We start from the raw sequence: 19,012 nt of genomic DNA, 5'->3' as shown, positions 1-19,012 counted from the left end.
GTGAACTACCGCACACCAATCCCAGCAGGTATGGTGTACGCTTCTGAAATCACGGGGGTAGCCCAAGTCTAGGAGTTACGTCCTTGATTTGGTCTTAGATCCCCTCCAACCCACTTCTTTCCGGCTACCCTTGCCAGCAGTAGTCCTTATTGTTCGATTGAAGCACTACCACTGGGCAATTCTGCCACAATCTTAAACCGCACATGATTAATGGCTAACTCACCAATGGAAATATCTTCCTTTTTCACAGGCACCCCTTGGCTCTTCAGGATTTCAAACTTAATTCCTTTACCGATCTCTATATGGTACCAGGCAAGACCCATCAAAAACCGAGTGGGATAAGGACCCCCTTCAACCGTATCATCAGCACTGGATTCCATGGGTAGCCAGCCGATTCCTGGGATATAAAATTCCATCCAAACATGATTAAAATCTGGTACCAAAGGAATACCGATTTGGTCAGGATGGGGAGGGCATTTGTAACGACCAACAGTGCGGCACGCGATCCCATTAAGGCGTGCCAAAGCTAGCAATACTCCCAAATACTCCCCGCAAGACCCCACACCCCTTCGTAGCACAATGTCTGGAGTATCTATTTTAGGGGTCACGTGGTAGGAAAGTTTGTCGTAGACATAATTGCGAATACTGTAGATTTGCCGCAACAGATTCGTTTCGCTACCAATTGCTTCTTTAGCCGAACGGCGGATGATTTCTGTATCCATGGCTAACTTGTCATCATCGACCAAATAACGGTTCTGAAATTCTGGCGGTAACTCAGGCAACCCCTCCATATCCCGTGGTGTCAGGCGGTACTTGATACTCCAGACTTCTAGGAGTGCCTTCCAACCAAAGATATGGCGTTCCCCTGGCTTGAGGTTGTCAAACTTAAAAACGGCAACTTGCTGACCATCTTGAACGTCTATAGTAAAGGGTATACCCACAGGTTCGACTTTTGAGACCTTTTGTCGGTCAGTTTCCGATGGCAAGGCAATTCGCCATTCCAAATCATTCAACTCGATATCCTTGAGGGGGTCAAGTTCCTCGACATAGGACATTTCGATTAAATAGCCATTGGAGAGTGCATAGCGACCTTCCGGATTGTAGGTAAAGTGTAACGGATGAATAAAAGTGCGATCGCGATACTGCAATTCATAATTAGGATCAGCGTTAGGGTTATCCCGGATGTAAGCCTCCTCAGTTGCATAAGCAACATAGAGGGTATCGTCTCCCGTCTGGGGGTCAGTACAAAACGCTAAGCCAGTAGGATTTTCAAAGGGGGTGAGTACACTGAACTGAATTTCGCCAGTTGCTCGATCAAGACAGTAAACTGTCTGTTCTTGGTCATCCGATACCCACAGTTCTTCATCGCGGATTGTTATATGTTCAATGCCAACTCCGGGAGAACGCAACCGGGTAATATCATGACCTGTATTGCTGCTATAAATAATAATATATCCAACTTTTTTACAGGTAACATAAACAGTTGAATCTTTAACAGCGATTCCGTTAGCGGTGTAAGGCAAATCAACAAAGTGTTGTAGGGTTAAATTATCATTGATATGGCAAAAATAGACACTATCTTGTAGCGTTAACCATAGGGTTTCTCCTGCCAGGGCTAAACCACTCACACCGACCAAATCTGAGTCCCGTTCTGGATTCAAAATCCTTGTGTTATCTGTGAAGGGATCAATTTCTAAGAGATAGCCCTTTATCGAGTCGATAGCAATTATTTTTTCTCTCCAAAATGCTATACCTTGCAAGGCATATGCTCCAATTGGTCTGATAGTTTTGTCGAATTTTTGTCGCTCTTTCAAAAATGAAGCTGAATTCATAATCATGAGTAAATCAGATGAAGAACAGATGAAGATTTCGACAAGATTATAAGCTTATAGTGGCGATGTCTCAAATACCTGAAGTTATTGTTAAAATGAGGCAGGTAAGGTATGAAAACCTGATCCTCTTATAGGGGTTACGGGTGCCTCGAAGGGCTGTTGTTATGCCATACTTGTTACTTATCCTGCTTACTTAAGAGAAACTTGGCTCTACCAGGGAATAGTTTTATCATGGCTTGGTTAACACGTTCATCAAAATTTACGCTCTTAACGGTTGCTTTGGCTTTCAGTCTGGCAGTCAATCTTCCAGCCCAGGTACAAGCTCAGGCGAGTTCTTCCCTAGGCAGGGAACTGATTGAGAAGATACCGAACCACTGGGAAAGTTATTTATCTGAATATGATCCACCTTCAGACGACGGAAATGGTACACCCTCTGATCTCGGACGTCCTGGAGGAACTAGGGGTCCTGGAGGAACTAAGGCTACCAAATGCCAGAAATCAAACCTGAAAAATCCTGTAGCGTTGGTTCCCAGTTCTGGGATGGGAACAACGGTTGCTGAATACCCCACTTTCTCTTGGTATATGCCCTGTATAGAATCAGCATCAGGGCTATATTTAAAGTTTGTGCTGAAAGATGCCTATGAAAAGGAGGTTTACTCAGTCAAGTATCCCTTACCGGATACGGTAAATCATGGAATTAGGAGTATAACGCTTCCTACCTTTGTTAACCTACCTCCCTTAGAAGTTAATCAGAACTATGACTGGCAGGTAAGATTGATTGATCCCGGCGACTCGTCAAACAATATCTATATTGATGGTGGGGTCAAGCGAGTTGAAGAAGCTCCAAACCTAGCGGAGCGTTTAAAACAAGCAACCCCCCAACAGCGTGTTGTGATCTACGCAAATGATCGGCTTTGGTACGAAACATTAACGACTCTGGTAGAATTGCGAAGGCAGCGCCCCAATGACGAGAACTTGGCAGAAGCTTGGAACAAACTTCTGGATTCGGTCGGGTTAGGTGCAATTGCTGAAAAAGCCTTGTTTGAACATGCCAGTACGACTCACAACTAAATAACGAAATATATTAGGTTATTAATACCTGTATGAATACAACGTATGAATACAAATCGGTATAATAACACTGAAGACCGTGACCGACAAGAGATTCGTCAGTCCATAGCCCAAATTATCCAACAAGACTATCAAAGGTTCCCAGCTGACCAAACTTATAGCATCTACGCCTCAGACGTCTATTTTAAAGACCCCCTCAACCAGTTTCGCGGGCTTGAGCGTTACAAACAAATGATTGCCTTTATCAATCGCTGGTTCCTTGAGCCCCATCTAGATTTGCAAAACATTTCCCAGTCAGGAGATACAATAAAAACCCGCTGGACTCTGAGCTGGACTACGCCATTACCCTGGAAACCGCGAATGACTATTCCTGGCTGGAGCGAGTTAAAGCTGAATGCTGAGGGATTAATTGTTTCTCATATAGATTATTGGGACTGTTCACGCCTGGACGTACTTAAGCAGCTTTTGTACAGTAATGTAAAGTAAATAAATCTAAACTTTTCTCAGAACAGCTGGAGCATACCATGCGCGTAATTTTGATGACCGGTAAAGGAGGAGTAGGAAAAACCTCTGTAGCCGCTGCTACTGGCTTGCGTTGCGCCGAGTTAGGCTACAAAACCCTAGTTCTGAGTACTGACCCAGCTCACTCCCTAGCAGATAGTTTTGATATTGAACTCAGTCACGACCCCCGATTAGTTCGCCCCAACCTTTGGGGAGCAGAACTTGACGCTCTGATGGAATTGGAAGGAAACTGGGGAGCGGTTAAGCGTTACATTACCCAAGTGCTGCAAGCTAGGGGCTTAGATGGGGTACAGGCAGAAGAATTAGCCGTTCTTCCTGGTATGGATGAAATTTTCGGTCTCGTCCGCATGAAACGTCACTACGATGAAGACGAGTTCGATGTTCTGGTTATTGACTCAGCTCCCACTGGTACTGCGCTACGGTTACTGAGCTTACCAGAAGTCAGTGGCTGGTATATGCGCCGTTTTTATAAGCCACTACAAAGTATGTCAGTTGCTCTGAGACCTTTGGTTGAACCGTTATTCAAACCCATTGCTGGCTTTTCTTTACCAGATAAAGAGGTCATGGATGCTCCCTATGAGTTTTATGAACAAATTGAAGCCCTAGAGAAGGTACTCACTGACAACCAACAAACATCAGTGCGTCTGGTTACTAATCCTGAGAGAATGGTGATTAAGGAGTCCTTACGAGCTCATGCTTACTTAAGCCTATACAACGTTGCCACTGATCTAGTTGTTGCCAATCGGATTATTCCTGACCAAGTAACTGACCCATTTTTCCAACGCTGGAAAGAAAATCAGCAACAGTACCGCCAAGAAATTCACGACAATTTCCGGCCTTTACCCATTAAAGAAGTTCCCCTCTATTCCCAAGAGATGTGCGGTATTGAAGCGTTGGAGCGTCTCAAAGAAACTCTGTATGGTTCAGAAGATCCCACTCAAGTGTATTACCAAGAAAACACCATTAGAGTAATACAGCATAAAAATGAGTACAGCCTAGAACTGTACCTACCTGGTATCCCCAAAGACAAAATACAGCTTACTCAAACAGGAGATGAATTGAATGTTCGCATTGGTAACCATCGCCGCAATTTAGTCCTCCCCCAAGCTTTAGCTGCCCTGAAACCTTCAGGAGCCAAGATGGAAGAGGATTATCTCAAAATCAAATTTGCCGCTGGTGCAGTTAATATCTGATCAAGCCCTGTAGAGTTGGAGTCAATCTACACAGCAGTAAATTAACCCTTTCTGAGCTCCTGAGCCATTTTGAGGAACGGATCCAGGCTTGAGTCAGGGCGACGGGGTTGAGAGCTTACCTGACCGTTTTGTTCTAATTTAGTTCCAGACTGGGAAGCAGTCTCAGAAGTGGCCATAGGTGTCTGATTTTGGGAAAGGGTGACTTTATCCGTAGCGGAGGTCTGCTCTACCACTTCACCGCTTAAAACAGCAGTCTTGGTCTTGGGAAAGGATTTCTTGACCTTAACAGGGGTGCGCATGTAGTCAATGTTTCCCATGGTCTTTGCTTCATCTGTGTCCAAGAAATACTCTTGGGACTGGTTAGCTTCTATGGACTGTTCCATGTCCTGGCTGTCTTCATCAACGTACTTGGTCTGAGAGTTGAACAAATTGCCTAAGAGTCCCATAGTTAATTTTTCCTGCCTCTAGGTAGTCTATTGTTATTTAATGTTAACTATTATAAATATTTATATCATAAATCTTTTGTAAAAACTGATATCAACACAAAAAAACCTCAGCCACTTACAGAGGATATACTCTGCTCTTAGCTGAGGGAATTAGTCAGGGTGCATCTATTACTTATCTATCCAACTGGGTTGTCACCCCATCAGGAAGCCAAATGAAACATGGGGTGGAACCCAGCGCTTGTTAAAAGCAGTAGAGAACCCGCACCAAGAGAGTGATTGCTTATAGGGCAAATGCCTAGGGCATATCGCCACCACTGGCTATAAGTTTAGAGACACCTTGTTTGTAGGCTAGAATACTGAGCTAATATTTAGCTTCATCCGCTCTTTAGCCTCACATCTCAATGCTACCCCATGAGTGTGAGGCTAAAGAGCGGACAGGAACTGTATTGCATAGGTTGAAAAATGCTATAATGAAAATAGTAGGGAAGACAAATTAAGAGCTAACCGCCACCTACGTGCCTCAAAATTGAACTTTTTTGTATGGTTCCGGTGCGGAGGGGCATCCCGGAGACGAAACCTTAGAATAGGGTTTGAAGTTACCGTAAGATAAGGTCGCCTTTTTGGGTTGTAGGTTATGCAGAAAAGGTTTAAAACTATTGTTATAAAGGCGACCTGATCTAAGGTTTCGTCTCTTGCCTTAATCATAAAGTTTTAACTCTTTACCCATAGCCGACTAACCATAAAGGCTGCCCTATTCTTGCGGTAACTTCTGACCGTATCGTTAATAAAGCTTGCCGAACGCGCCCCGCGTGGCCTACGGCCTTGTATCCTAACCAATGGGCGGAGTTGGCAAGAAGCCCACACTGACCTATCGGTTCAGTGTGGGAGTATGTCACGTATTCTGTGGTTATACCACCGCCAACGGGTTAAAACTTCGTTGGCTAAAACCGCTGTCAATAGACTCCTATATCCCTTGGCTGTCTTAACAGCTATCGATTTGCTTCATTGGCAGATTTTTTAGGTTTAGGCAAAAGCCCCACCTAAACGGTGCTCCCCGTTTAGGTATGGGTAATTGACACTGAAATTTACCTTTGATTCATGTCAATACCTAGGGAATTGGGGTTAACTTTGTCTCCATCACCGACAATCGAACGCATCCCTTCAATGGTTGCCGGAATGCTGCGAGGATCCATAAACATCACTTTACTACTCTCGCTAGTACCAACTTGCATACCCATATCGATATAATTCTGAGCCAGTAAAAACTGGAGGGCATCACGAGCATTCGGGTCATTATCAAGAGTCTTAGCCACAATTTTGAGAGCCTCAGCAGTGGCTTGTGCCTTGAGAACCTGCTGCTGTCGTTCTGCCTGAGCTTTCAGAACTATTGCCTGTTGTTGGGCTTCAGCGTCCATAATCGCAGCTTTTTTACGGGCTCCAGCATCTAACTCTAGTGCCTCGGCCTTACCTCTGGCAGTGTTAACCGCAGATTCTCGTTCCCCTTCAGAGGTCAAAATTGCCGCCCGTTTACGCCGTTCTGCGGACATCTGTAACTCCATTGAGTCCTGCACTGCCTGAGATGGCACAATGTCCCGCAGTTCCACCCGGGTGACTTTAACTCCCCAAGGATCAGTGGAAATGTCTAATTCCCGCAGTAGGGTTTCATTGATTTGAGAGCGAGCAGTAAAGGTTTGATCCAGTTCCAGTTTCCCCATTTCAGCTCGAATCTGGGTCAGCACCAAATTCTGCATGGCGGAGCGCAGGTCTTCAACCTTATAGTAGGCTTTCTCCATATCCATGATCCGCCAGTACACCACAGCGTCAACGGTAATGGAAACATTATCGGAGGTGATACAAGGCTGAGGTGGCACATCAAGGACTTTTTCCCGAATGGTTTGCTGGAAAACCACCCGCTCAATCACGGGAATGACAAAGTTGAGCCCAGGTTCGAGTTTTTTGCCACTATATTTTCCCAATCGTTCCACTAAGGCTTGGTTTCCTTGATTAATAATCTTGACGGAACCGAAAAGACCTGAACCGCCCAAAGCTAAAAACACAAGCAAAAACCACTGTGACACGCTCTTTCCTCCATTTCTGGTAGTGTTTTACAAATTTGTTGTTAGAGGGGGAGCGGATGGGTGGGGGAGGGCAGAAAACTGATTTAGTCTGATTCTCAAGTGCTTGAAGCTGACTCTATTCCCATCTGCCCAACCTGACTTTTTAACCTATCTTTTGTCAAAAAACAGTGGACTGGGTTAGAAGGGAGACTCCCAACAACTAGTCACTAGGGGGAGTAATAAATCTACCGTTGACTCTATTACCCCATCACCCTATTAACCCATCACTATCCCCTGAACCTGGCAGAGCACCCTTGGTCGATCAACTTCAGTCATGCAATAGGTGATGAGGCACAACAATCAGGGTAGTGCCTTCCCTACGCACTACGTAGACTTTTTGGTTGGGTGCGATCGCATCTGCATAGTCTTCACAACGGGCACGCCATGAGTTGCCTTCATAGAGTACCCGCCCAGTTTGCCCTGGCAGAATTTCTGTCAAGGTTTGAGCTTCCATCGCATCCAAATTTTTGCCCACTCTAGCAGGGGGCATCAGGCGACGGGATAAAAAGACTGAGGCAGTGGAAAGCAGCAACCATAACCCCACTTGTAGGGTATAAGATATGGGCAAAATCGAGATCACAAATGCTACGACCAAAGCACTGATGCCCATCATGAAAGCAACAAATGCTGTTGGCACAAACAGCTCGACTAAGCACAGCATTGACCCGGCAATTAGCCAAAGCATCGAGGAACTTACCATCGGCTCATAATATACAGGGTATGGGGTAAGTAGTTGCGGGTAACTCTAATTTATTTTGTCTGACGTCAGACAAAGATATAGGTTGCTGAGTTATGTTAATTTTCTTGAATCTACTAGACAACTTTGAGAGAAAATGTTTAAAAGCTCAAACAACCCCTCTTGTGACATACTCCTAAACTGAACTCGCCGAGTCAGTGTAGGCTTCTTGCCAACTCCACCCAACGGGAACGGATACAAGGCCGTAGGCCACGCGGGGCGCGTTCGGCAAGCAATATTTACGACACGAGATGCCCCTCCGCGCCGGAACAATACAAAAAAGTTCTATTTTTAGGTAGTAGGTGGCGGTTAGCTCTTAATTTGATTACCCTACTATGTTCATTATAGATGATCACAAAGTATCAAAGTTCTTGTCTGCCATTCATCCCACGCCGACATGCAAGTGGGGACGTGGGGCATAAGCGCGGACCAATGCTAATTTATCTCAGCCGTCTAGAATTTGACCGTATAGCCGTAAATTAACTTCATAGGTATTAGCCGTGGATCGTTATCTTTGGGCAGTTGGTTCTGCTGCCGTAGAGCTACCAGTTGGAGAACAAGTGGCAGACCGCTACCAGGTAGTTGCCCCGCAAATTTGGCAGGATATGCAGCCAGAACTGCCACCGGATTTTCCCGAACAAATCAACGGCCATATCCTTCCTTACCTACGCTTGTATCCCCACTGCCTCCATGTGCCAGAGGTTTATGGGATATGCCAGTTGCCACAGCAACGGAATTTTCTGTCTACACCTGGTCAAGATGTAGTCATTTTGCTAGAAAATGCCCCCATTGATGCCAATGGCAACTTATATCCCTCAATGGAGTCGATGTGGACTTCTGCTACCGCAGTGCGTCAAGTCTATTGGCTTTGGCAAATTTGGGAATTATGGATACCCTTATCAGAATTGGGTGTGGCTTCTAGCCTGTTAGTGCCAACTAATTTGCGAGTTGAAGGGTGGCGGCTGCGACTGCGGGAATTATATCGCGATACAATGGCTGATACGAGTCTATCACCAGTTGTACCGTCTAATGGTCTAGAGGATAGGGGATTTGATACATTGGTTTCCCGAGACTCCCCTGCCGAACCGACTTCTGTGAGTGAACCCTCTGTGGATGCTAGTCTTAAACAGCTAGGAGAGTGCTGGGAAGCTTGGTGTCGCACAGCTTCAGTTTCTGTGGCGGATCCGCTACAAGCTATTGCCCAACACCTGCAAACTGAACACCCCTCCTTAAGTGCGATCGCATCCCAACTTAATCACCTATTACTTGAGCAAGCTGCTCAGCACCCGTTGCGGTTACAGATTGCTGGTATCACCGCAACTGGTTCAAGTCACAGCCACAATGAAGACAGTTGCTATCCCACTAAGGCTGACTTGATTAAGCACCCAGAGCAACCCCAAGACCCCTTGATTCCCCACCTGTCGATTATTTGTGATGGCATTGGTGGTCACGAAGGGGGGGAAATTGCTAGTCAGTTAGCACTACAGTCGATTAAATTACAGGTTCGGGCATTACTGGCTGAGTTGAACGAAGATCCGGAGCTGATGACACCAGAACTGGTAACTGAGAATCTATCAGCAATTATCCGGGTTGCTAATAACATGATTTCTTCTCGCAACGATCAACAAGAACGAGAATCCCGGCGTCGCATGGCTACCACCTTAACCCTAGCGCTACAACTACCCCAAATGGTGAATACACCAGAAGGGAAAACCAATGGTCACGAAATCTATATCGCTAGTGTAGGAGATAGTCGTGCTTACTGGCTTACTCCCGACTATTGCCAGCAGCTAACTGTGGATGATGATGTGGCTACTCGGGAGGTCAAGCTTGGTCGTAGTCTTTATCGACAAGCGTTGCAGCGATCTGATGCACAAGCACTCACTCAAGCCTTAGGGACAAAGGAGGCTGAATTACTTCGTCCCACTGTGCGACGCTTTATTTTGGAAGAAGATGGCTTGCTGCTGCTGTGTTCCGATGGCTTGAGCAACAACAACTTGATTGAAAAATTTGGTCGAGATTTACCCGAAAAAGTCAATAGCCACCGACTTTCCGTGGAATCGGCGGCTGAGTCTTTAATTGACCTGGCCTTTAAACATAATGGTCAAGATGACATTTCGGTGGTGCTAACATACTGTGCTGTCTCTCCCCAATATCCGACAGTGCTAAATTTGGGAGACATCTCTAGCTCTAAAGAACTACAGGTGGTTAATCTGGGGCAGCAAACCGCTCTGACTCCATCACTACCAGCGGAAATAACCACAACCAATGATAATAAACCCGAAACCACCCGCTCATACCGGGATTGGATAAGAGCCTTGTTTGGGCTGCTGGGGGTAGTCGGTATACTAGTTGGTGCTGGGGCTATTTTACTGACTACCCAATGGATACTAGCTCCTGAGGGCTTCCAGAAAATGCGCGATCGCTTTTTACCATCACCCGATCCAAATCTACCACAGTCTTCACCTACCGAGCAGGAGCTCCCAGACAACTAAGGGTGAAACTAAGGGTGAAAAAACCTTACATTATAATTTTCACCGATAATCACCGGCATCAGACCAGGGAAGCAATTCCAATAAACCTAAATTTTGTTGATGCTCACAACTGTGCTAAATGTAAACAACCCACTCTGTGAGACAATAAGAAGGTTGCCTGAGCCCACCCTAGCTTAGGTAAGGGATGTCCGTATAATAGTTAGAGTTACTTATATGAAAGTTGGCGATCGCGTCCGAGTCAAAGAATCAGTTGTGGTATATACCCATCCCGAACACAGAAATAAACCTTTTGATATTAAAGGTCTCGAAGGGGAAGTTACCGGAATAATTTCTGAGTGGCAAGGTAGGCCCGTCAGCGCCAATTTACCAATACAAGTCAAATTTGACAAAAAATTTAAAAAAGTTCACTTCCGTGAAGATGAACTAGAAATTATCCCCTAGGCGGCTATATTATTAGCTAATACTATAGAAACCAATCATAATCACCATCACAGGGATTTTTAAACAGGTCTGCACGGATAGGATTAAGTTAGATTCTTACTGTATCTATTGATATCTATTACTATCCGTGTTTACTTTAATTAGTTAAACCATCTTTTAAGATAATAAGCTAGACTTGTAGTCTAATCTACCTCTGAGTTGCGGCGACTGAACCAACGAAAAATGTTGATGTCACCGCGCATTTTTTCTAATTCCTCTTGATGGCTTTGTGCTGTAAAATAATACCACTGGCAATAGTCTTCAAATTCTTGTCGATGCTCTACTTCCTGGCTAAAGTCATAAGCTAGCTGGTAAGTGGCAAACATATCGGCTGCTGGTGGTGGTGCTGGGACAATCCGTTGGAATTCTTCTGGCATAGTAACTAGGCAAATAATCAAGGATAATATTTCAGCAATAATGTCATACCCAACCACGAATGCGATAAGCGACTATACCAATGTATTCCTTGATAGCACGGGTAATCCTAGACAATTGCTCAGCATTTGGCAGAGAATGTAGCAAAGCAGCTTGACTACTGCTGCTAGGTTCATCCAGTTCATGTTGGGACACTAGAAAATCTGTTGGTGCTGGGATCACATCAATACCCTGACGCCGGAACACTAGGACAGAACGAGGCATATGGATGGCTGAAGTTACCAATAATACCTTGGGAAAATCCCGCTGATCCAAAATTTTCCGCACATTGACCGCATTTTGGTGAGTGTTTAAAGACCTAGACTCTTGAATGATAGCGGCTCTTGGAACACCCAGGTCTTCTAGAATCTGTGCCATGTCTTCTGATTCAGGAGCCAACCGTTGTGAGGATTGACCAGACTCGGAAGAAAGTCGTTGGCTAGAGTTATTACTACTGGAACCCCAAACAATCCGACCACCAGCAGGAATCACCCAGGGAGCTTTCCCTTCACGGTATAGCTGAGCACCATAGAGAACGCGATCGCCTGCTTCATCCACTTCTGGAGTAGGTCGTGGTGGAAAAGGTGGTTTAGTCGCTCCCCCCAAGATCACAATCGCATCAGCCTCAGGTAATTCTGAATTAGGAATATATTGCCACTCCAGAGAGCGTATTAAGCTGTTAGTCACCCAAGTATTACTTGAGACCAACAACACAATTAATGCTAAAGCCACCGGTATCGGAACCCAGCGAGGGTTGCGCCACGACATTACTAAAGCTACTACCAGTAGCACACAAGCCAGGCCCAAGGGATACAGAAAGAGTGGCAATAGCTTTGAGAGAAATAGAAACATGTTAGATTTTAGTTCTAAGTCGGAAAGTACTCAATCCAAAGCAAGTTCTTCTAGATTAGCCCTAGCTTAAATCTCTTGGTATTTTCTTTTGACCAATAAGCAATAATTAATTACTCTTGCTTAACGTCTAAAAAATCTACTAATAGGATTGAGTGACCCTTCTGAGCGGCTCTTTTCTCTAGCTTGTCGTTCTTGTACAGCTAAACGGATGCCCGTTAAGTCAGAACTACCTTCCTCGGTATACTCTGCTTGCTGGGGTTGTGAGTCCCTGGGTTTGTCTGGGTGGTGCCACCAGTCAACTATCAAACCACCGGCGAAAGCGCCAATGCCACCAAATAGTAAGCTGAATTCGATTGGGTATCCCAGAAAGGCAAGGGCTAAGATAAAAAACACCAAAATTTGAAGCCCGCTTAAAAAACCGTCTTTCTTACCGTTCATGTGATTAAATATAAGGTATGTAGCTGTTTTGTTTCTAGGTTAGAGGTTAGAGGTTATAGGTTATAGGGACTAGCTCGCGACCATCCCTTTGCCGCTTATCCTGTTATTTAACCTTCCCCCTGTGCCATATCAACGCATTATATTTTACCAAAGCCAATTAAACTAAAACGATTAGTCACAAGTGCCGCTAGAGCAGCTATTGGGTTTCAGCTTTTCGAGAAAGTAACCATAGTCTTTCTCAACTTGATCAGCATAAGTCAAAGCCACTTCCCTTACCAATTGCCGAAACTCCTTGTGGCGACCGTCAGTCAACTCATCCACCTGTTTGTCTATGGAATAAGGCACTAAGGCAGCATCAAAATCTTTGTCAGCTCGGGCGTGAGCTGTTGCTAACACTTGACCCCATTGTTCAGCTAGCTTAACAAAACGTTTCTCTTTGGTTAGCTCAGTGATATCAAAGGTTTCCTTAAATGGCGATCGCTCTCGCACTGAGTAATACCCATCCCCAAGTTTCATCCAGCCCAGGTGATTATCGGTGTGCTTGGTTAAGGCTCGATAGGCTAAAGCATGACGTTGACCCTCATTGTTAAAATTTTTATCATACTTTTCCCGTTCCTGCTGACTCAGGTAATCATAGGCAGTAGGGGAAGATTGGAATTTAATGTCCAAGATCCGGTCATCATCCTGGGAAGAGGTCTCACCCTCAATCAGGAGATAATAGCGTGGTATTCCTAAGGAACCAGTGCCAGCCAGTAAACGTTGCGCAATATCTTTGACTCGGAAGTAGTTTTTATCATATTTAAACTTTTTTGTCAAGGTTTTCTGATAATCTGCGATCGCATTCTCAATATCCTGTCGCTCGGAAGCAGTAGGTTTGCCTAACTTAACCTTGGATAGATTGAAGCGACGCTGATTTGGGTCCAGTTCTGTCCATTTTTTCAACATTTTTTGGCGGCTTTCGCTGGCTTCGACTCCTTCTAGGAAGTCATCCAACTTCCCATAAGTATTGTCTTTAGTGAAGTAAGTCTCCAGTTCACGATCATTACCGCGATAGGAGGCCATAGTATCAAGATAGGACTCACTAAAGGCATCAATCCCGTTGTTCTGTTCCTCAGCAGACAAACCATTCTGACGACCGACCAATGCTAAACTAGCTGCCATGCGCCAGACATCATATTGGTAATCGGCAATAATTCCATCATCAAAGTCATCGAGTGAGTAAACGATTTCCCCTCGATTATTATCATATGCCCCAAAGTTCTCGGCATGCATATCCCCCGATAACCAAATCTTGGTTTTGGCATTTCCAAAATCCTTGAGGCGATTATCCCCAGCGAAATCTTTCCAAAATAGTTGGTTAGTGCCACGGTAGAAGACAAATTTAGAACAAGCCATTTTGCAATATTTAGTTTCTCGATCTTGCTTGGAAATGCCAGTGTTTGCCTCCTCAATCGTTTTCACGACTACCGTTGCACGATCCTTGGTTTTCATTGGGGGGTCTTGTCGGTCGGGGGAGGAACAGGATAGGTTAGTCAGTAAAAGTAGGATTGCGATCGCACTCACATAAACTGGTTGTTTACAAGTCTTCATCATTATTACCTTACTCTATGAAACATCAAGCAATAGATCTCTAATAGCAAAGGGAACAGGGAACAGCGGATCTGGGAACAGGCAATATGGCATCAAAAATTATCACAATTCATTTAAGATCCCTAAAGAGGCTATTCGTTTACGTTTCTTCATGTTTAGTTTTCTTGACAGCTTACTGGGTTTCATAGTTCGTAAAAGGTTGGCTTATTGCTAGGTAAGGGAGTTTTCAGGGATAAATATGGTATAATCCATAGATTACCGCACTTTACGCTTTTTGCGCTTAGGATTGTGCATAAGATTTACTAAAATTAGATACCAAGACAATGGCTGGAAACAGAATCAGGGTTGCTAAAGATAAGGCGGCTTTGGTGAAAGACCTAACCGCTTCCGATGGAAAAACCGGACCGTTTCAGACTTATGCTGATGTGATGGTGTTTGCAGCTGCTTTAGGAGTAAAGCGTAAAAAGCGATCGCCCCTGAAAGTAATTTCTAAACGAGAGCCTGGTCCGATTGGACTGGAAATTTTTGTGTCAAGGGGATATGAGGTGGTAATTAAATTAATTGCGATCGCTGAGATTAAGGATACAAAAATTCTTTCCTCTATCGATAAAGAGTCTGAGGAAAAACGCATCTATATTTTTGAGGAGTATGCGAATGGAGGACTTGATATTTTGCGCAATGAGTTGCGGGGAGCAGTAGACTATTCCGAGCGACTTTTGTTACTTTTAAATACTGATAGGTATAAGAAGAAAGAATCTATAGCAAATGATCAACAGGAGTTTGATTTGAGTCGATTTTTGTGACAGCTAGCGCCTACACTTACGGGATAGGGAACTGTAGGCGCTGTCACTAATTCCGTTACAGCTGAGATGGTAAGCTGCTACGCAGCTTATCCCGAACTGACGTGTACCGCAAAATCAAATGTCCGGTGCGTAATTGGGCTTACTTCACTCATTTTGAATTCTGAATTTTGAATTTTGAATTTTGAATTTAGCACCGACTACCTGCACCGAGTACAGACTTATTCAGCAAACCCTGAATGTTCCTGTAGCCAGTCAAGCAAATCAGCGCTAGTCTGAAAATCCCACATGGCATCTGCTAAATTATCTAATTCCTGGGAATTCAACCCAACGATAGCTGCACTCAGTTGTGAGGCTATTTCTGGGAAACGGCGCTCCAACTGTCCTAATAGTAAGCTTCTTTTTCCTTCTTCCCTACCTCGAATTTTTGCCTGTTCAATCTGTTCGATTTGCCATTGCGCCTCAAATTCTTGGGTACTCAAGATACTTGCTTCGTAACTTTTGTTATCCATATAACGCTTGTATGCCGCTCTTTCTTGGTCGGAGAGATTATTGACTCTTAAGGTTTCCTTGGCTTCCACCATGCCTAATGCTCCAAATTCATCCTTGATCTCACTGTTTTTGAGAAAATAGATCCATTCGTCTAGGTGGTTTTTCGCTGTCCCCTTAAAGTTCTTTACTTTCAGCAGGTAGTATTCTGGAAAGATATCTGCTACTTTTTCAATAGTATATTTTCTTTCTTGAGCTAGGGTAGGTTCCAGGATATCTCCTTGATTCACTCCCATGAACTCCGAGCGCAGACGATAAATATAGTCATCTCCCTTACCGAGGTTAAAGTAGACGATATTCACTGAGTATATTTTCCGAATTTTACCGTACTCTTCCCCTTGTTCAAGATATTCGGTGACTAGCTGGGAAACACCGTAGAGCATCCGATGAAAATAATCGAGTTGGGAGTTGTTTTGCACTTCGATCAGGACTAACTCGGAGTTTTCGGTTTCCGCCAGAATATCGACACGGTTGCTTTTATCTTCCTCTGTCTGTTGATTGCCTTCACTTTCGAGAAGAGTTTGGATTTTGATCTGTGTATGTAATAACTCGCTTAAAAACCCTTCCAAGACTACATAATTGGCTTTATTGCGCAGTAGTCTTTTGATGGCCCAATCAAAGCGTATATGTCTGGTAGCCATGGTTGGTGTGCTGGTATGACTACATATATTTTAGCTTGGGTAATAGGTAATGGGTAATGGGTAATGGGTAATGGGTAATAGGTAATGGGTAATAGGTAATGGGTAATAGGTAATAGGTAATGGGTAATAGGTAATGGGTAATGGGTAATGGTTAATGGGTAATGGGTAATGGGTAATAGGTAATGGGTAATAGGTAATAGGTAATGGGTAATAGGTAATGGGTAATAGGTAATGGGTAATAGGTGGCACAGGCAAATAGCCCTGGTTGACTGACTTGAGTACATGGGGTAGGTTGGGTTGAGGCAACGGAAGCTGTAGGCGTTACTAGACTAAACCGGCTTATTGACTTGGGTAAGCATTCAGCCGTCAGCAATCAGCTATCAGCTAATGCGCTACGCGCACGCTTCTTGAGGTGCTTTTGAAGAAAACAGGTAAGCATTGGAATAATGCTGAGTTACTTCAGCTGACGGCACCTCAAGTAGCGTGAGCTTTTAGCTGACGGCTGACGGCTGACGGCTGAATACTTACAGACTTGGTATTCCGTGATCAGCCCTGAAAATGTCTGATAGTTTTTTAACGCTTACTATGGCTTAATCCGGCTGATTGATGTTAACTTATATTTCGCCAACAGCATCAAAATTGGGGCGCTAGGGGGGCGAAACCATACCCAGAATCAGCAACGCCGATAAGGTATAAAGCGTTTCTAGGACTCATGAGGTACACAGAATGGTTTGACTATTGGCTCTTGCCTCTTCTCTCTTACCTGCTCCGAGGCTCCCTGCTTCCTGCTCCGAAGTCCCTGCTCCCTAAAACCTTAGGTGCGCTTTCCGTATTAAGAATTAAATTCGCCACGGGTCGCACCTCAGATATTTGTACCTCACAAGTCGTAGAATTGCTATAATAAATGGACTAGCACACGTTAAGCTTTTTGCGCTTAGCCTTGTGCATAAGATTTATAGAAGTCTAACCGCTGAAAACCCCGTCACAAAGCGAGCGGGGATGAAAGGGAATAGCGGCAATAGCGCCGCCTGTTGACGATTGTCTAGCACTAGAGTATACTTTAAATATGGGTACAGGCTGAAAAACCGAGGCGCAACCGGGAGAGAGACCCGCCACTGCATGACCTGAAAGTAGTAATGCCCGGAGGGTAGGGAAAGTCCTCCTTAAAAACCCAAGCATCAATCAACCGTTGGTGTGTGAACCATTACTTTGCACATTTTGAGAAAAGAACGGTACGGCGGGGTTAGAAGTTACCGTAAGAAGAGTGGAGCCTTTATAGTTAGTCGGCTATGAGTAAAAAGTTTTAACCTTTTTGATTAAGGCTCCACTCTTCTAAGGTTTCGTCTCCGGCACGCCGAAACCGAGTGAAAAGGGAGGAAACAGACTTTTTAAGGCACTCCCAGTAATTCGCTAAACGCTTAGGAAGAATTGCCCGCTGGGTCTGCTGTAAATTGAACTGAATTCTTGGTCTTGACGGGTTTTCGGTTTAAGTATTGCTTAATTTTTGGCGACGTCAAAAATTAAGATATAGCGGTTTAAGGCAGCTCGTTGAACTAAGAATCCCCGTGTCTTTAGACCGGGGAGTGTCAATAAAACTAGACACCAAGACAATGGCTGGAAACAGAATCAGGGTTGCTAAAGATAAGGCGGCTTTGGTGAAAGACCTAACCGCTTCCGATGGAAAAACCGGACCGTTTCAGACTTATGCTGATGTGATGGTGTTTGCAGCTGCTTTAGGAGTAAAGCGTAAAAAGCGATCGCCCCTGAAGGTAATTTCTAAACGAGAACCTGGTCCGATTGGATTGGAAATTTTTGTCTCAAGGGGATATGAGGTAGTAATTAAATTAATTGCGATCGCTGAGATTAAAGATACTAAAATTCTCTCTTCTATCGATAAAGAGTCTGAGGAAAAACGCATCTATATTTTTGAGGAGTATGCCAATGGAGGGCTTGATATTTTGCGCAATGAGTTGCGGGGAGCAGTAGACTATTCCGAGCGACTTTTGTTAATTTTAAATACTGATAGGTATAAGAAGAAAGAATCTATAGAAAATGAGCAACAGGAGTTTGATTTGAGTCGATTTTTGTAATGTCAGCATTCAGCTATCAGCTATCAGCCGTCAGCCGTCAGCTGTCAGCCGTCAGCTGTCAGCAATCAGTAGGTGCGTAGTGGACTGGCACACCTTAAATGTTGCTTTATAAAAATACCATGATCTAGTTTTAACAAGGGTTTAGCTGAAAAAGCTATTGCACTATTTTAGCTGTGCCAGTCCAGTAGGGTGCGTTAGGGGCGGGCTTGCCATCATGTTCAACACCGAGCGCCAGTGTTAGGTTGCTGCCCGTAACGCACCACCCAAGAGCTCGCCGTGATTTTCTGCCTCTTCAGCAGTGTTGGGTTGCTGCCCGGGAATTGAAACGGGCAAGATGCCGGTTCCACCCCTGATGCTCGTTCCACCCCTGATGCCCGTTCCACCCATCAGGTCAAATAGCAAATATGAGATGCACCCGGCAATGGATTTGTCAGGGATGTAATTGCTAATTTTAGTAGACCTCTTGCAAAAGTATTGTTCTGATAGTGTTCTTGATGCAGTCGCTCCTGGGGGAAACCACGGCAGTCGCTCATGGGGGGAACCCCCAAGACCGCGCTGCCTCCCCAAGACCGTAATGGTGCGCTTTCCGTAGGCGAATTAAATTCGCCACGGGTCGCACCTCTGCATCGCTTTGGGTCAATTCTTGTCCACTGTTCCCTGTTCCCGTCTTGATGCAGTCGCTCATGGGGGAAACCCCCAAGACCGCGCTGCATCGCTGTTCCCTGTTCCCGACTTCTGCAAGAAGT

The 19,012-nt window shown here is 44.7% G+C and carries 19 protein-coding genes; 8 read left to right on the top strand and 11 right to left on the bottom strand.

Annotated features, from left to right (window positions below; all coding sequences use genetic code 11):
* Positions 1-146: 146 nt before the first annotated feature.
* Positions 147-1,838, bottom strand: a complete 1,692-nt coding sequence (locus tag LYNGBM3L_RS28290; protein WP_131827206.1) for a transglutaminase-like domain-containing protein — start codon at positions 1,836-1,838, stop codon at positions 147-149.
* Positions 1,839-2,063: 225 nt separating this feature from the next.
* Between LYNGBM3L_RS28290 and LYNGBM3L_RS28285 the strand changes: the two genes are divergently transcribed.
* Genes LYNGBM3L_RS28285 through LYNGBM3L_RS28275 form a run of 3 tightly spaced genes read left to right on the top strand, consistent with a single transcriptional unit; the run spans position 2,064 to position 4,618 of the window.
* Positions 2,064-2,903 carry a DUF928 domain-containing protein gene (locus LYNGBM3L_RS28285; protein WP_008189480.1) on the top strand — a complete coding sequence of 280 codons (840 nt, stop codon included), beginning with the start codon at positions 2,064-2,066 and terminating at the stop codon, positions 2,901-2,903.
* A gap of 45 nt (positions 2,904-2,948) precedes the next feature.
* On the top strand, positions 2,949-3,389 hold the full coding sequence (locus LYNGBM3L_RS28280) for a C6orf136 family protein (RefSeq protein WP_008189478.1): 441 nt from the start codon (positions 2,949-2,951) through the stop codon (positions 3,387-3,389).
* Positions 3,390-3,427: 38 nt separating this feature from the next.
* A complete protein-coding gene (locus LYNGBM3L_RS28275) occupies positions 3,428-4,618 on the top strand; it encodes a TRC40/GET3/ArsA family transport-energizing ATPase (protein WP_044495167.1) in 1,191 nt (396 codons plus the stop codon).
* A gap of 41 nt (positions 4,619-4,659) precedes the next feature.
* Here LYNGBM3L_RS28275 and LYNGBM3L_RS28270 read toward each other — a convergent pair whose 3' ends face one another.
* The 3 genes from LYNGBM3L_RS28270 to LYNGBM3L_RS28260 form a co-directional block, all read right to left on the bottom strand.
* Positions 4,660-5,064, bottom strand: coding sequence for a hypothetical protein (locus tag LYNGBM3L_RS28270; RefSeq protein WP_008189474.1), 405 nt, complete (start codon positions 5,062-5,064; stop codon positions 4,660-4,662).
* Between the two features lie 1,085 nt (positions 5,065-6,149).
* Positions 6,150-7,142 carry an SPFH domain-containing protein gene (locus LYNGBM3L_RS28265; RefSeq protein ID WP_008189472.1) on the bottom strand — a complete coding sequence of 331 codons (993 nt, stop codon included), beginning with the start codon at positions 7,140-7,142 and terminating at the stop codon, positions 6,150-6,152.
* A 307-nt stretch (positions 7,143-7,449) separates the two neighbouring features.
* Positions 7,450-7,881: an NfeD family protein gene (locus LYNGBM3L_RS28260; protein ID WP_044495164.1), complete on the bottom strand. Its 432-nt coding sequence runs from the start codon at positions 7,879-7,881 to the stop codon at positions 7,450-7,452.
* Between the two features lie 536 nt (positions 7,882-8,417).
* Here LYNGBM3L_RS28260 and LYNGBM3L_RS28255 point away from each other — a divergent pair.
* Positions 8,418-10,412 (top strand): PP2C family protein-serine/threonine phosphatase, encoded by a 1,995-nt coding sequence (locus LYNGBM3L_RS28255; protein ID WP_008189467.1) that lies wholly within the window; start codon positions 8,418-8,420, stop codon positions 10,410-10,412.
* A gap of 213 nt (positions 10,413-10,625) precedes the next feature.
* Entirely contained in the window at positions 10,626-10,853 is a 228-nt protein-coding gene (locus tag LYNGBM3L_RS28250; RefSeq protein ID WP_008189465.1) for a ferredoxin-thioredoxin reductase variable chain, read from the top strand.
* A 182-nt stretch (positions 10,854-11,035) separates the two neighbouring features.
* Here LYNGBM3L_RS28250 and LYNGBM3L_RS28245 read toward each other — a convergent pair whose 3' ends face one another.
* The 4 genes from LYNGBM3L_RS28245 to LYNGBM3L_RS28230 all read right to left on the bottom strand — a co-directional run bounded on the left by LYNGBM3L_RS28245 (position 11,036) and on the right by LYNGBM3L_RS28230 (position 14,189).
* On the bottom strand, positions 11,036-11,269 hold the full coding sequence (locus tag LYNGBM3L_RS28245) for a hypothetical protein (protein WP_044495218.1): 234 nt from the start codon (positions 11,267-11,269) through the stop codon (positions 11,036-11,038).
* Positions 11,270-11,312: 43 nt separating this feature from the next.
* Positions 11,313-12,158, bottom strand: coding sequence for a YdcF family protein (locus LYNGBM3L_RS28240; RefSeq protein ID WP_008189461.1), 846 nt, complete (start codon positions 12,156-12,158; stop codon positions 11,313-11,315).
* Between the two features lie 120 nt (positions 12,159-12,278).
* Positions 12,279-12,596 carry a hypothetical protein gene (locus tag LYNGBM3L_RS28235; RefSeq protein ID WP_008189459.1) on the bottom strand — a complete coding sequence of 106 codons (318 nt, stop codon included), beginning with the start codon at positions 12,594-12,596 and terminating at the stop codon, positions 12,279-12,281.
* A 171-nt stretch (positions 12,597-12,767) separates the two neighbouring features.
* The gene (locus LYNGBM3L_RS28230) at positions 12,768-14,189 is read right to left on the bottom strand and encodes a DUF2252 domain-containing protein (RefSeq protein WP_131827205.1); all 1,422 of its coding nucleotides are present in this window, start codon (positions 14,187-14,189) and stop codon (positions 12,768-12,770) included.
* A gap of 320 nt (positions 14,190-14,509) precedes the next feature.
* Here LYNGBM3L_RS28230 and LYNGBM3L_RS28225 point away from each other — a divergent pair, with 320 nt between their 5' ends.
* The gene (locus LYNGBM3L_RS28225) at positions 14,510-14,989 is read left to right on the top strand and encodes a DNA phosphorothioation-associated protein 4 (RefSeq protein WP_008189456.1); all 480 of its coding nucleotides are present in this window, start codon (positions 14,510-14,512) and stop codon (positions 14,987-14,989) included.
* 218 nt (positions 14,990-15,207) lie between these two features.
* Here LYNGBM3L_RS28225 and LYNGBM3L_RS28220 read toward each other — a convergent pair whose 3' ends face one another.
* Both LYNGBM3L_RS28220 and LYNGBM3L_RS28215 read right to left on the bottom strand, forming a co-directional pair.
* A complete protein-coding gene (locus LYNGBM3L_RS28220; protein WP_008189454.1) occupies positions 15,208-16,176 on the bottom strand; it encodes an Rpn family recombination-promoting nuclease/putative transposase in 969 nt (322 codons plus the stop codon).
* Positions 16,177-16,206: 30 nt separating this feature from the next.
* Positions 16,207-16,482: a hypothetical protein gene (locus LYNGBM3L_RS28215; protein WP_008189453.1), complete on the bottom strand. Its 276-nt coding sequence runs from the start codon at positions 16,480-16,482 to the stop codon at positions 16,207-16,209.
* A 406-nt stretch (positions 16,483-16,888) separates the two neighbouring features.
* On the opposite strand from LYNGBM3L_RS28215, the gene LYNGBM3L_RS42005 reads away from it, so the two are divergent.
* Both LYNGBM3L_RS42005 and LYNGBM3L_RS28210 read left to right on the top strand, forming a co-directional pair.
* Positions 16,889-17,077 carry a hypothetical protein gene (locus LYNGBM3L_RS42005; protein WP_131827203.1) on the top strand — a complete coding sequence of 63 codons (189 nt, stop codon included), beginning with the start codon at positions 16,889-16,891 and terminating at the stop codon, positions 17,075-17,077.
* Positions 17,078-17,786: 709 nt separating this feature from the next.
* Positions 17,787-18,266, top strand: a complete 480-nt coding sequence (locus LYNGBM3L_RS28210; RefSeq protein ID WP_008189451.1) for a DNA phosphorothioation-associated protein 4 — start codon at positions 17,787-17,789, stop codon at positions 18,264-18,266.
* Between the two features lie 529 nt (positions 18,267-18,795).
* On the opposite strand, the gene LYNGBM3L_RS44490 is transcribed toward LYNGBM3L_RS28210, so the two are convergent.
* Positions 18,796-18,951 (bottom strand): hypothetical protein, encoded by a 156-nt coding sequence (locus tag LYNGBM3L_RS44490; protein WP_154659945.1) that lies wholly within the window; start codon positions 18,949-18,951, stop codon positions 18,796-18,798.
* Between the last annotated feature and the right edge of the window lie 61 nt (positions 18,952-19,012).

Origin of the sequence: Moorena producens 3L (assembly GCF_000211815.1) — a bacterium.
Taxonomy (GTDB): domain Bacteria; phylum Cyanobacteriota; class Cyanobacteriia; order Cyanobacteriales; family Coleofasciculaceae; genus Moorena; species Moorena producens.
The sequence above is the reverse complement of the archived record's forward strand: the minus strand, read 5'-3'. Positions and strand labels throughout refer to the sequence as shown.